This window comes from Enterococcus sp. DIV2449a (assembly GCF_051711225.1).
Lineage (GTDB): Bacteria > Bacillota > Bacilli > Lactobacillales > Enterococcaceae > Enterococcus_D > Enterococcus_D casseliflavus.
In genome coordinates this window covers 2480841-2495027 of record NZ_JBIOME010000001.1, presented here as the reverse complement: position 1 = coordinate 2495027, position 14187 = coordinate 2480841, and the positions used below count along the sequence as shown (strand labels likewise).

Below are 14187 nucleotides of genomic sequence, written 5' to 3'. Positions count from 1 at the left end.
TCCTCGCCGGAATGATTAATATCGATGAGAGTTCATTGATATGCGATCTAGCCGAAACCTATAAAATATATGACTACAAACAGCTGCCAGTTTCTAAGGTAGCTGTTTTTTCATGTGGACTTAGAGATGAATCTAGAATAAAGCAAAAGCTTAGTGGGCAAAATATTCCGTTGAATACTCTTTTATTAGCAGGAATAAACGATAACTTAAGGCTTTTAGTTTGGGCAAAAACAAAAGATGGACAAAAAGGAAAAAACCAGCCTGAATCGATTCTTTCTAAATTAGTCGGAAATAACATGAACGAAAGAGAGGAAGTTGTATTTGATTCTGGTGAGGATTTTACTCGTATGAGAAAACAACTGATTGGAGATTCAACGAATGGGGGTGAAGAATAATGGCAACAGAATTAGGACAAGCTTTTGTACAAATCATGCCCTCTGCCAAGGGGATTAGTGGATCCATAACAAAACAATTGTCTGGTGAAGCTGATGCAGCAGGAACAAGTGCTGGAAATTTAATTGGCGGTAAGCTAGTTACGGCGATTGGTGGAATTATTGCAGCGGCTAAAATTGGTGAACTTATAACTAAAGGCATTTCTGCTTCTTTGTCAGAGGGTGCCGCATTGCAACAGTCATTAGGAGGGATTGAGACTCTTTTCAAGGGCAGTGCTGATAAGGTAAAGCAGTACGCCAATGAAGCATATAAAACGGCTGGATTATCGGCGAACGATTATATGGAGAATGTTACTAGTTTCAGTGCAAGTTTGTTGCAATCTATGGGCGGAGATACTGAAAAGGCTGCCGATAAAGCGAACATGGCAATGGTTGATATGTCCGACAATGCTAATAAAATGGGCACAAATATGGGTGATATTCAAAATGCCTATCAGGGATTTGCGAAACAAAACTATACTATGCTTGACAACTTAAAACTTGGTTACGGCGGAACTAAAACAGAAATGGAAAGACTTTTAGCAGATGCTACAAAATTAACCGGTGTTAAATATGATATTAACAATTTGAGTGATGTGTACACTGCGATTCATGCTGTTCAAGAAGAATTAGGGATTACTGGAACTACAGCTAAAGAAGCTGCAGAAACATTCAGCGGGTCTTTTACTTCAATGAAATCAGCGTTTTCTAATGTGCTTGGAAATCTTTCATTGGGACGTGATATAGTTCCTTCTCTTCAAGCATTAGCACAAACCACTTCAACGTTTTTATTCGACAACTTCATTCCAATGGTCGGTAATATATTGAAAGGTCTGCCGGTAGTGTTTTCTACACTATTTCAAGAAGCTGGTCCAAGGTTTCTCGAAGGTGGAGAAGCATTGTTGTCACAGTTAGGAATTGGGATCGATGGAGGTTTATCAACGTTGTTAGGAAATGTTCGAAGCGCAATCGATCCAATAATTCAAGCATTTAAAACAGCCTTTGGTCAACTTCCACAGCTATTTCAAACAGTGGTATCTACACTTACGCCAATAATTAACACAATTGCTACTGCCTTTACTAAGCTTGATTTTAGTGGGCTTCAAGCAGTAATCTCTGCAATCATTCCTGCTATAACGAATGCTTTCAGTACGATGATGACAATTGTTAGTCCTGCTATTGATATGGTCGTCAATTCTTTTGTAAAAATGTGGAATGCAGCTCAGCCTATCGTCACTGTGTTGGCTAGTGCGCTGATGCCTGTTTTACAAGTTGTAGGTGCATTTTTAGGAGGAGTTTTCAAAGGAATTCTAATGGGTGTTTCTGCGACATTCGACATGATCACAAGTGCAATCGGGTTTTTAACGCCAGTTATTACGTGGCTAGTTGAAGCGTTCAAAGCCTGTGTACCTGCATTAACAACTGTTGCTGAGTGGATTGGAACTGTTATTGGGTACTTTACAAATTTAGGCAGTGCAGGAGGATCGTTAAGTGGCATACTAAGCAGCGCTTGGAGCAATATTAAAACTGCGGTATCAACAGCTGGAAGTTTAATATCAGGTGCAATTAGTGGCATTCGTGTCGTATTTAGTAGCTTAGGAAGCGCTGGTAGTGCTTTAAGTGGTGTTATGTCTAGTATATGGGGCGCAATTCGATCAGTCATTTCAGCTGCAGGAAGTATTATCAAAACTGTGATATCAACTGTTGGTAGCGGATTTAGTGCAATGGGAAGTATTTTTTCAAGTGTTGGATCTCAAGTAACAGGTATTATCAATAATGTAAAAAATGTTATTAGTGGTCTTGCTAATATTGATATCAGTGGTGCTGGTGCAGCTATAATGAATGGATTTTTAGGAGGATTGCAATCAGCTTGGGAAGGTGTAAAAAATTTTGTTGGAGGAATCGCAGATTGGATCAAAGAACACAAAGGACCGATTTCTTATGACCGAAAATTATTAGTACCAGCTGGTAAAGCAATAATGGGAGGATTTAACGAGACTTTAAAAGATAAGTTTAAAGATGTACAGGCAACAGTAAAAGGTATGGCTGCAGGTATTTCTAGTAGTTTTATTGCTGATGAAATAGATGCATTTTCTAATAAAACACTTCAAATGGATGTATCTAAAACTATATCTGATGGAAACTATACCGCTAAAAGAGTTATTGCTGATGGCGCACTCGCTCAAAAGAAAAATGAACCTATGTATATCACTATAGAGGGTACAGTGTTATTAGATGGTCAAAAGACTGGAACTATCTTAGCACCAATGGTAAAAATTGAAAATGATCGTATAGAAATTATGGAAAACAAAGTTTATAGAAATAGGGGGTAAGTTATGAAAATACCGGTGTTCTTTGGTGAGGTTGACTTATCTTCTTTTATAGACGAGATTACCTCATTAGACAGAGGGATTGGACCTTCAACCACAATTGAATCAAAATCTTTTGGTGAGGCTGGTAACGCTTTTGTTTCCAGTACAAATGAGGAAGCCTTAATTAAGATGTCCTTTTTTATAAAAAGTAATGTGATAGAGAAGAGAAGAGGATTAGCGGGTGTTTTGAATACTAAAGTACCTCGGAAATTAGTATTTGGTGATGAACCGAATCTCTTTTATTATGCTATACCTCAAGGTGATAAAAGTTTTGATGATAAAAAAACTTATGGAACAGGAACTATAACTTTCCAAATTACTGATGGAGTTGCTCATAATAATTCACTGGATAGTGTAGTCGCGAAAGTTGATTCCAATGGAATTCTTGCGATGGATATTGATTATAAAGGAACAGAGAAAACCCCGCTAACACTTACGATCCATAATAATGCCGAAACTGGATTTTTAGGTGCTATTGGCATGCATGGTGATGAAAATACCTTTCTAACACAACTTGGTTATGTTGATGAAGCAGATGGCGAGATTCGAGAAAAAGCACAAATTATTATCGGAAAGGATGGCGGCGTATTTAGCAATTGGACGGATGCGACGATATTCTATGAGAACCAAGAGAAGGCAATTGTTGCCAAGATGCCTGTAACGACTGCGTATGGTGGATGGATGGGTGGTATCCCAGCGGATGCCAAGAAATCAGGTACAAAAAAATGGTTTGGAACAGCCAAGGAACTGATTCTTCCGAATCCGATTGAAAGTGCGTACTTGTGGGGAAGGGCATGGTTTGAAACAGGAAAAATGGGGCAAACTGGTCAATGGACATTAGCCTATGTTGACGAGAATAATCTCTTTGTGGCAGGCATGGCAATTTCCAAAGGAGACAAGAACGGAAATAGTGCTACTGTGTATTTTCTGATTAATGAAGGAGCTGGCACAAAGATTTATAAAAGTATCCCCCTAACACCTTCTTATTGGCTGCCTCCAAACCCGTATGGATCACAAGCAAGAAATGACAATCGAAATATGTTTGATCTGAGAAAAGAAGGCGAGAAAATCACGTTTTTCTGGAATGGCGGCTATCATTCTGTCAATGTTCCCTTCTTAAAAGGAAAAAAAGTGAAACGAGTCCAGTTCTATACTGGTCAATATGCAGATCGTACACCGCAACAAGCTGTTCCTAATATGGGACTTAGGGATGTGTTGGTTGCAGATTTGAAATCACAGTATTGGGAAAATTTACCTAATCGATTCTCAGCTGGATCGGAGGTGATTATCACCAAAGAAAATGGCATGAACATGATCTATCGGGACGGAATCCAAACACTTGAAGATTTTATCACGGGAAGTAATTTTCCATATCTTGTACCTGGCAAAAATCATATTGAATTCCCTTATTCTCCATTTACTACCGTTCCGCCTACAATAACTGGGACGTATGAAAAGAGGTTTGTTTAGAATGGAACGACCATTAATCGCAATCTTAGATAATAAAGACCAATTACTCTGTGTGACTGATGAATATGAAGGTGGGAATTTACATACCTATTTGTTAGGTACTGCTGCATTCTTTCGATGTTCCATCTTACAAAAATCTGCTATGTCACCTTATTTTAAAGTTGGAAACAAGATCTCCTTTATTTATAAAAACACTGCCTATCATTTTGATATTACGGATATGGTTAAAAATGAGAAGTATGTTACCGTACAAGCTGACAGCCTGACTTTGGAATTGCGAAATGAAGATGCTTCTGAATATAAAGCCGAAAAAGCGATGACCTTTGAGGAATACCTCAAGGTCTTTTTGTTTGCTGGTGACAATCCATTGGTTATGGGGATCAATGAAGTATCGGACAAAAAACTGCAGTTAGAATGGGAAGGCAGCGAAGATGATCTTCTTGCTCGCTTGTTTAGTTTAGCAACGAGGTTTGATGCAGAGATTGAGTTTGTTACGCAATTGAATCAACATTGGGGCCTATCTCAAATTGTTTTGAATGTGTACAAAGCGAATGATGATAAAAACCAAGGTGTAGGAAATAATCGACAGGATGTTCTTCTTGAGTGGGGGAACAATGTTGAAACAATCGAAGTGAAAGATAACATTGATAACCTAAAAACTGCCATTAAGCCGATCGGAACAGATGGTTTAACAATAGCGGGTATTGAAATCGATGAACGAGATAAGGATGGCAATCAACTTTTTTACAGTCCTAAAGCTTCCGCGATAATTTATGCTGTTCAAGCAAGAAACATTTTTATGGCAAAAATGAATGGCGAAGGGTATATCAAAAAGAATTGGTCCTATGAAACTAAAAACCAAAACACCTTAGCAGGCCAAGCATTAGCACAGTTGAAAAAACTATCACAGGTGGAAGTTACAGTAACAATAAAGTCGTATGAATATCTTGGAATCGGCGATACAGTCAGGGCTTTGAATACAGAGTATCAGCCGGCGTTGAATTTATCTGTTCGAGTAAGTGAACAAGATATTTATTTTGATGAGCCGAATAGAAACCAAACAAAATTTACTAATGCTCAGATTCTACAATCAGAAGTGGATACTACTCTACTTACTCGTGTTCAAGCATTGATAGAAGCAAATAAAGTCTTTACGTATGAAATCATCACTAGTGATGGAGTTACTTTCAAAAATGGATTCGGCAGTACCACATTAACTGCTCGTGTTAGAGATGGTATCAAGGATATAACAGATACCTTTAGTCTGAAATGGTATAAAGATGGCACTTTGTTTTCAAATACCAAGACAGTGACGATCAATGCTGCAGATATCGAAGAAAAGGCAGTCTTTCGTTTTGAAGTAGCAGACGATTCGGGGAATGTGCGTGGTGGTGCTGAGGTGACAGTCACTAATATCGATGATGGTAAAAAAGGGGAACCCGGTGAAACATACTATCCACATCGTGGATATTTGATGGCAGACGGTACATTTACCAAGGTTTATCCGAATGAGAATTTAATTGAACTTAACAAGGTAACTTTAGGCAAATATGTTGCGTGGACTGGAAATGGGCTGACTTCAAACGTTTCAAGAGCCGTCTCTGATTATTTTCCTGTTGAGGAAGGTCAAATTTTAACAGTAAGCAGTGCAGCCTCGTCTTATGCTCTTGCAATTAACTTATTTACCGATGATGTGTCGGGTATCTCTGATTTACGTTATAAAGGCGGTGTCTGGGAAGTTCCCGATGGTACTGGAGTATCCTATTCGAATACTACTACTAAACCAATTCCAGTAGGTTATAAGTTTGCTAGAATCTCCTATATCTCAGGGTCTGGAACAGCTACGAAGGAAAGTATTGCTGATGTGAAAGCTAAGGTAGAAATTAGTGATGCTTCAACAATATGGACGCCTTCTCCATCCGAAGACTACGAAAACGCCTATCCAAAATACGAAGGATTCTATTCAGATACGAACCAAGTTGGGTCTGATAATCCTGATGATTACAAACCATGGACACCATTCATGGGACCACAAGGAAAAGACGGCTATACACCGATAAAAAATGTTGATTATTTTGACGGACAACCCGGTCAAAATGGGAAGAGTGCTTATCTATGGATAAGATACTCTCAGAATGCCGATGGATCAGGAATGACTACAGATCCAGCAAATGCTAAATATACTGGTTATGCTACAACGGAAACGAACGTTGCACCTACCAGTCCAAGCGTTTATAAGTGGCAACAAACGAAAGGCGATCCTGGTATTGGTATTCCCGGAGAACCAGGACCAGACGGAAAGACGTCATATCTGCATATCAAATATTCGAATGATGGCGGATTGACTTTTACGGGAAATGGCGGAGAAGACGGTGGGGATTATATTGGGCAGTATGTTGATTTTACGGAAGCAGATAGTAAAAAGCCAAGTGATTATACGTGGTCATTGACGAAAGGTTCCAAAGGGGACAAAGGTGATCCTGCACCACTCATTTCTTTGTCAGGAACAACACAAGCGATCACAGTTGATAAAGATGGAAAGATCACTCCAGCTTCTAGTTTTTCTGTGACCGGAACTGCAGTGAATACCGCTATATCAAATTGGACGTATAGTCTAAACGGTGGTAATTTTGGTTCAGCTGTTCCTACAGGAGTTACTCGAGCAGGCAACACTGTTACGATCGATCCTACAAAAGCTGTATTTGATACATTCACCATCAAGGCGGCTGATGCGACTGTGAGCGATGTATTCACTATTTCTAGAATCAAAGACGGTGGAGAAGGACCTCCTGGATCAGATGCTTATACTGTGTTTCTTACGAACGAATCCTACACCTTTGCTGGATCAACAACTGCAGCATTGGCTGGATCAACAACAACAGAAGTGATCGTATATAAAGGCATCAATAAAATTACACCTACTAGCATTACTGTAGGAACTAAGCCGACAGGACTGTCCTCTAGTGTGAGTGGATCAGTAATCACATTAACAGCTACAACTGCATTAGCATCAAAAAGCGGTAACGTGCCGATCACAATCACAGCAGATGGCAAAACATTTACGAAGCAGTTTTCTTACGCTCTATCTTTACAAGGGGCAACAGGGAACCCCGGTAAAGGGGTTGCCGCCGAAGAAATCAGCTATTCCATTTCTCAAGATGGAGTAAATCCACCGACATCTGGATGGTCAGGGACAAGACCCACACCTAAAGCGGGCTGGTATATGTGGACACGAACTAGATTCAAATACACGGACAATACCTACAGTGCTTATTTCTATCTTGTCGCTCAACAAGGAAAAGATGCGATCATCATTTCTGCCACACCACCAACTAATCCAGCAAAAGAAGATTTGTGGCAGGATCCGAATGATGCAACAAGCGCAGTTTATAAATGGGACGGCACAAAATGGATACATTGGGCGATCTCAATTGATAATTTAATCGCAAGTAATGTTCAGATTGAGAATGGTGTGTTTAAACGCGTGGAAGGTACTGTAATTGTTGGTTCTAAGTTTGTTAACAGCTTTAGTTACACTGACGGTGGCGTTACCTATACAGGGAGTACGACTGTTGAAGATGGTAACGTGATTATTGCAAGAACTGGCTCAGATGGTTCTACTTGGAAAACAAGCTTGGATCGTTCTTTAGGTTTCCAAGATACCTACAAAGCTTCAGCAACTGCTCCTGCCAGAACAACGCAATTAGGTCAAGGAAAGTTATACATGGTTGAAAGTGGTGTTGGGGGATATTTACCGGCTGGTGCTTTGAATCCGGTAGCTTGGGCTAATATATCTCTGACTAGCGGTTATGTGACTAAGGAGAATGCTACTCCACAGTACAGAGCAATCATGCGATTAGATGGTAGTATGGCATTAGAAATTAGAGGACGTTGTGGACCATCAGCAGGATTCTTTACACCAGGTACAGGGACTAAGATAGGTACATTACCAGCGCAATATGCACCCACCAGGTTAGCTATGTTTCCAGTAGCTTTCTCAGGAGGTTTTGTCGGTCGTATTCAAATTGAACTGAACGGGGACATGATGGTGCAGGTTAACCAAGAAAGCAGAAACACCGTAATGTTGGATGGTATTGTATTACCTTTATAATAAGGAGGAGACATATTGAATATTGCAAGTATTACATTCAATTACGATGCACAGAAGAATGTAGTTGGATATATCGTTTACGTAGATGGGAAAATTGGAGACGTAGAAGCCTTCAATGGACAAGTGACTTTAGGAAAAGATGAATTGAACTTGGCTTTTATTATGAATCTAGTTCAGAAAAAAATTGGAGAAATATTTACAAAAGAGCATCTAGAATAGGGTGCTCTTTTATTTTATTGGAAAGTAGGTGGCCCATGAAGAATTTAGTCATACTAAAATGGGATAGCTTAGTACTAAGTGTTGTTTCAGTTTTATACGGAACAATGCTTCTTTTTTATCCGCAAATTCTTCAAGGTTATCAAGTATACGACTTAATTGACGAGATATTTGATAATCAATTTATTGGCGCAGTTTTCATAATCTTAGGATGCTTAAAGCTTATTGGAATTTGGGTAAACAACAAAAAAATCAAACATGGATCACTCATTTTATTGGCAACTGTTTGGTCAGTCTTTTCAGTTTCTTTTTTACTAACACCGCCACCGAACACTGTGTGGACTTTTTCTCTTGGAATGGCTGCTCTTGCGTTTGGAATAGCCCTAAAGGAGGGCTAGCATGGATGCACAGCAAATTACGCTAATCCTGGTAGCGTTGGTTACTTCAACTGGAACCTATCTTGCTACTAAATCGACGAATAAAGTCAGTTTGCAGAATGAGAATGTCAAGAATGCAAAAGCTTTATATGATCAATACGTTGCGATAAACAAAGAGTTGCAAGATAAAGTTGATAAGTTGGAAAAGAAAGTGGAGCAGTTGCAAGAAAAGTATGAGAAGGAAATTGCTTTTTACAAAGAGGAAATTGACCGTTTGGAAGATGTTATTGATGTTTTGGAAGGTGAAAATGAAACATTAAAGAATGAAAACAAAATTTTGAAAGGTGGGATTTGAAATGGATTTAAATTTTTTGCAGGAGTATTTAGTACCAGTAATTGTCGTAGCATGTTTAGTAGTGGGGTATTTGATCAAGTCAACGCCGGTATTTGCGGCAGTGGCCAATAGCTACATTCCTTTGATTGTTATTGTCTTGGGAGCAATCTTAGGAGCAATTATCAATGGATTGACAGTAGAGGCGATTGTTTACGGTGCGGTAAGCGGGATTGCATCCACAGGAATGCACCAATTGTTTGTACAGCTCTTAAATTTAAGTAGTGGTGATCAGAAACCCGATTACGGCGATGGTCAGGAGTTTACAGAAAAGAAGGAGGAATAATCCATGTTTTCAGTTGAAAATATGATCAAATGGTTCAAAGATCGTGAAAGTAAAGTAACTTATTCTATGGAGCGCCGGTTAGGCCCTAAAAGTTATGACTGTTCGTCTGCTGTGTTCTTGGCCATGATTGCTGGTGGTTTTTTACCGGCAGGATCAATGGGGAATACGGAAACACTGTTTAGAATGGTTGGTACTAAACTCAAAGAAATTAGCCGACCAGAAGTAAAACGCGGGGACATCTTTATTGCGGGGACCCCTGGTGCTTCACATGGATCAGCGGGACACACTGGAATTTTTTTAAGCAATAAGAGTTTCATTCACTGTTCGTATTATTGGAATGGAATTCATACAGATAGCCACGATTCCTACATGAGTACGCGGTTACCACATCATTTTTATCGAATCGTCACTACTGGCACTGTGAAACCAACCGATAATAAACCGCAAATGATTCAATTAGCGATCGATGGGCAATTCGGTAACGCTACGGCTCGCCGCTTGCAAGAGTACTTCGATACTGCTGGGAAAGATGGTGTTATCAGCCACCAGTACAAGCAGAAATTTAATCAAAACATTTGGGCTGCCGAATTCGATAATTCATTGATCGGATCGAATGTAGTTGTGGCGTTGCAAAGATTCCTAGGAGTAACCCAAGATGGTCTAATGGGACAAACAACTATCAAGGCGCTGCAGAAATGGCTAGGAACAACTCAAGATGGTGTAATCAGTCCGGTATCTGACGCAGTGAAAGAATTACAACGAAGACTCAATAAAAATCAAATGTAATGCTAAAGGCGCCATACTTCAAGTAGAGTATGGCGCCTTTTTTATTTCTTGTGATAATTACGTTGAAGTAGAGTAGATTAATTGATATCATAAATTGTCAATAAATTTTTAAAAGGAGTTTGTAAATGAGACATTCTATAAATAGAGAAAAAACATTTCCAGAAATATTTTTTTTATTCATGATAATTATATTTGGAGTAATATCAACATTCATTACATACCCTTTGACTAATGGTGATGAAGGATACCATTTGAGCAGAAGTTATACTATTTTTTCTAAAAACAATCCCGAATCAATGAAAACGGAAACTGTGCGTAATTTAGAATTGACTGCTATATCTTCTAATAAAAAAGAAAATGATTTTGATGTTGGCTCTTTCTTCAAAACAAAGTTATCGGATGTAGAAGACGATAAATTAAGCTTCCATCTCCAAAGAGAAGATAACTCAATATTAAAAATAGGTATCGGGCATATACCGTCAGCTATCGGTGTTCTGATAGGTAGGTTCATCTATCCAAGCTATGGAGTGATGCTTGTATTTTCGAGGCTTACAAACCTAATTTTTTTTGCTATTTGTTTGTTTTTTATAATCAAAAGTAGCAAGATTGGTAAATGGTCTTTAGTAATGTTGTTTTCAGTTCCATTTATCCAGAAAATAGCTAGCCCTAGTTATGACGTTTACTCCTATGTTGTCATTTCAGCATTTATGGTAAATCTATTGAACTTAGCTAAATTTTCTACTTTTAAAGCTATACCTAAAAAACAGATTAGTTATACTATTATTACTATGGTTTTAATTTTGTTCGCAAAAAATAACTATATCTTTGCTTTGCCATCTATTTTATTTCTACCAGTAATTTTTAACGAAATAATTGCATTCTTCAAGAGACAAAACAAAGTGACACAAATTGTCTCATGGATTTTAATCTTAGTGTTCTCAACCATACTACTTTATTTCTTGAATAAAATATTCCACTTGGATAATTTTGCAAAGCAATTCATAAATTCATATCTAAATGTTGAAACTATGGGCCGCAGAGGCAGAACACTATTTAGTGTAGTATCAACTATATTACCGGATATATTCAATTTACTTTGGATGTTATGCTTGTTTTTTGTTATGTTAACAGAAAGAAAATTTGGTTGGAGTCGAACGTTCATAACAGGATTAATTACGATATTTTTTATAAATTGGATTGGTATCTATGCGGGCTTCTATTTAATTTTAAACAAGCCAGTGCAGGTGTTTGATGAGTTAAGTGGTAGATATTTACATCCTTTTATTATCTGTTTTTTACCTTTTACACAGCGCATAAGTTATAAATATGACTTGGTATCCTCGGAAAAAGCCGTTAGAAATGTTGCTATTACTTCATCTCTAATAATTATGATAGCTTATTTGATTGTTTGCTATTATAGAGGATTTTTAATTCACACAACACCAACTTGGACTACTAGATAATAAAATAATATTAGAAGACTAAAAATCTCTCTACTCAAATTTGGGTAGAGAGGCTTTTTTTATTGATTCAAACTCAATCATAATCTTCGTTTTGCCAATGACAGTATACTTCTTAACAACAAACTGTTTCCGATCATTATACTCGCCAGCGATCACAATACTCATTCCTTCATCCACATCGGCAAGGAAGTTTAAACTATGAGTTGCAATCAAACAGTTAACTCCATCAAGCGAGAACCGAACCAAAGGGGTCTTGCTCATCTTCAAAACACGTATCTTCGATACATAGCCTTTCATCGTTTTCATAACAATCGCCTCCGTAAGCTTGTAAATAATAGCGACAATCCGTTTTGCCTAAAGTGACAGCAACATAAAACTCGACACATTTTGCACCGTACAAAGCTTCATGTGACTCAGAAATACTATCCGGAAAATCATTTATAAACTCAGAAAGAGATAGGTAGCCTTGCTCATACATGGTTATTAAATTCATCTTAGTTACCGCCGGGCCTATACTTAATGCTAGAATCATATTTTCGAAGAATCTTATCTTGAGTCCTAACGTGATCAAATAGATAGTTTTCTCCGTCTTTCTTAAATACATAGGCTAATTCTTCTGGGTAACCACTATAGCTTGATGGCACGGTAAAGTAGGGTTTCCCGAAATTCTCCATCGTCCGAACAAACTGATCGTAAAGTAAGTGGGCTGGACCCATTCTTTTGATAAACTCATAGTAGTAGCGTTCAAAAGCATATGTCCGTTGGTGCGCAAGTGGTATTTGCATATCAATCACTCCTTGCAAGAATTATACGAACAAATGTTCTTTGTGTAAAGAGTGACTAATAATAATTTGAAAAAACAGTTCTCACTAAGAAAATTTATTTTGCATCAATTTTGCATTAACTCTGAAAAATAGCTTATAAATCAATGTTTATAATGGGGGTTTTAGGCTTGTACTCTCCTTATATCAACGCTTTGGAGCGTTTAGCCTATCTTTTGAGATAGGCTTTTTTGTTTGTTGTGGGCAGAAAAATGGGCAGAGAAGCTAACTGACTGCCGAGCTTGCTCGATGACCATCTGAAAAACCCTCAGCCTAGACTCGAGCTGGAAATCAACAGAAATGTACACTAATTCGTCGAACCCTTTTTTGCTTGTGGTCCTGCAACAAACGAAAAGAATCAATCGGGCAAACGCGCTAAGGCGTATTCAATTTGTTCAGAAGTAAAGCCTTCAAAGGAAAGTTGGCTCGCCACACGCTCATCTGATAAGGATAAATTTTGCGAGTAGCGAATTGCTTTTTTCAATGCTTGCTCATTCCAATCGGCATCCACAGTGACTACGGCAAAGTCTGCTGCGCTCTCAGAAAAATCTTCATAGAGTAGTTGGCGTTTCAAGCTCGACTGAGAAAACGCATTGCTGGATAAGTATCTTTCTGCACGATTCAGTGCATTTCTTTCTTCACGAGAAAGTTGAGGTGTATGTTGCTCGTTGTTTGCGGGTTCTTCTTGTTGCGCGCTGCTTGCTTCGTTGTTGCCAGCTGTTTGTTCTCCTTGTGGTTGTTCCATGGAAGCAGCGGCATCGCCAAAGGACTCATTTTTCCCTGATTCGTTACGTAAAGAAAGGCTTAATTGCGCAGTGATGCTATCGAAAGACGTCACATCTTGGTAGAAGGACAAGCCACCATACGAAAACAAGACAATAAAGGCGGAAGCGACAATGAGAAAAACATTTCGATCTCGTTTGTTTTTTTGAGTTATCAACCCAATATAAAATAAGATAATGCCAAAAATGAAACCGATCAAACCGATAAAAAACAAACCAGCGAAAAATGTAGCCATAAGCATCCCTCCTAATAAAACAGTTGCCTAAAGTTAATAGTACTATGTCTGGAATCAGAAAACAGATTTGTCTTTTCATGAATAGAGGAAAAGAATGATTTGACAAATGTAACGTGTATGCCATTAATGGATCATTCATATGTATTAAAGAAGTGACGCTCAAGAATTACTGGTGAAATCGCTGGTAAACGAAATGAAAGTACAGTTGTATCAGTAGGAGGGAAGAAGATGGATTTTCAAGAAAAAGATTACTTCATGCGTTACACAAAAATTGCGGCACAGGGATTGAGCAAGTTTATTACGCAAGGATCTGTTGATGAAATCTTACAGCTGGATGAACAGCAAAGTGGACAGAAGCAAGAAGCGGATACTGCAAAAGACAAAAGCGAGCCAAAAAACAAGAAAGCACCTAGCTAATTTTTTCCTTAGCGAGGTGCTTTCAGTA

At 38.4% G+C, this 14187-nt stretch carries 15 protein-coding genes; 11 read left to right on the top strand and 4 right to left on the bottom strand.

All coding sequences use genetic code 11. The features are described from left to right. Positions 1–11: 11 nt before the first annotated feature. The 10 genes from IGI76_RS11750 (at position 12) to IGI76_RS11705 (ending at position 11903) form a co-directional block, all read left to right on the top strand. Positions 12–395, top strand: a complete 384-nt coding sequence (locus IGI76_RS11750) for a DUF5361 domain-containing protein (RefSeq protein WP_194186153.1) — start codon at positions 12–14, stop codon at positions 393–395. Next, complete coding sequence (locus IGI76_RS11745; protein WP_438781568.1) at positions 395–2764, top strand: phage tail protein; 2370 nt, start codon at positions 395–397, stop codon at positions 2762–2764. Before IGI76_RS11750 ends, IGI76_RS11745 begins: the two co-directional genes overlap by 1 nt. A gap of 3 nt (positions 2765–2767) precedes the next feature. Next, positions 2768–4273 (top strand): distal tail protein Dit, encoded by a 1506-nt coding sequence (locus IGI76_RS11740; protein ID WP_438781566.1) that lies wholly within the window; start codon positions 2768–2770, stop codon positions 4271–4273. Between the two features lies 1 nt (position 4274). Then, complete coding sequence (locus tag IGI76_RS11735; protein ID WP_438781565.1) at positions 4275–8384, top strand: phage tail protein; 4110 nt, start codon at positions 4275–4277, stop codon at positions 8382–8384. A gap of 15 nt (positions 8385–8399) precedes the next feature. Beyond that, positions 8400–8603, top strand: a complete 204-nt coding sequence (locus tag IGI76_RS11730; protein WP_270267293.1) for a hypothetical protein — start codon at positions 8400–8402, stop codon at positions 8601–8603. A 35-nt stretch (positions 8604–8638) separates the two neighbouring features. After that, positions 8639–8998 (top strand): hypothetical protein, encoded by a 360-nt coding sequence (locus IGI76_RS11725; protein ID WP_270267294.1) that lies wholly within the window; start codon positions 8639–8641, stop codon positions 8996–8998. Position 8999: 1 nt separating this feature from the next. Further along, positions 9000–9332, top strand: coding sequence for a hypothetical protein (locus IGI76_RS11720; protein WP_074536833.1), 333 nt, complete (start codon positions 9000–9002; stop codon positions 9330–9332). Between the two features lies 1 nt (position 9333). After that, a complete protein-coding gene (locus tag IGI76_RS11715) occupies positions 9334–9654 on the top strand; it encodes a phage holin family protein (RefSeq protein ID WP_438781563.1) in 321 nt (106 codons plus the stop codon). 3 nt (positions 9655–9657) lie between these two features. Then, positions 9658–10440 carry a peptidoglycan amidohydrolase family protein gene (locus IGI76_RS11710; RefSeq protein ID WP_438781562.1) on the top strand — a complete coding sequence of 261 codons (783 nt, stop codon included), beginning with the start codon at positions 9658–9660 and terminating at the stop codon, positions 10438–10440. 125 nt (positions 10441–10565) lie between these two features. Beyond that, positions 10566–11903 carry a DUF2142 domain-containing protein gene (locus tag IGI76_RS11705; protein ID WP_438781561.1) on the top strand — a complete coding sequence of 446 codons (1338 nt, stop codon included), beginning with the start codon at positions 10566–10568 and terminating at the stop codon, positions 11901–11903. Between the two features lie 30 nt (positions 11904–11933). Here the strand turns inward: IGI76_RS11705 and IGI76_RS11700 are convergent, their stop codons facing one another. The 4 genes from IGI76_RS11700 to IGI76_RS11685 form a co-directional block, all read right to left on the bottom strand. Continuing rightward, positions 11934–12209, bottom strand: coding sequence for a hypothetical protein (locus IGI76_RS11700; protein ID WP_438781560.1), 276 nt, complete (start codon positions 12207–12209; stop codon positions 11934–11936). Next, the gene (locus IGI76_RS11695) at positions 12130–12396 is read right to left on the bottom strand and encodes a hypothetical protein (RefSeq protein WP_438781559.1); all 267 of its coding nucleotides are present in this window, start codon (positions 12394–12396) and stop codon (positions 12130–12132) included. The genes IGI76_RS11700 and IGI76_RS11695 overlap by 80 nt, the downstream gene beginning before the upstream one ends. A 1-nt stretch (position 12397) precedes the next feature. Next, complete coding sequence (locus IGI76_RS11690) at positions 12398–12688, bottom strand: DUF5960 family protein (protein WP_438781558.1); 291 nt, start codon at positions 12686–12688, stop codon at positions 12398–12400. A 394-nt stretch (positions 12689–13082) separates the two neighbouring features. Continuing rightward, complete coding sequence (locus tag IGI76_RS11685) at positions 13083–13742, bottom strand: Ltp family lipoprotein (RefSeq protein WP_231435413.1); 660 nt, start codon at positions 13740–13742, stop codon at positions 13083–13085. A gap of 228 nt (positions 13743–13970) precedes the next feature. Here IGI76_RS11685 and IGI76_RS11680 point away from each other — a divergent pair, with 228 nt between their 5' ends. Continuing rightward, positions 13971–14159, top strand: coding sequence for a hypothetical protein (locus IGI76_RS11680; RefSeq protein WP_016608598.1), 189 nt, complete (start codon positions 13971–13973; stop codon positions 14157–14159). The last annotated feature ends 28 nt before the right edge of the window (positions 14160–14187 follow it).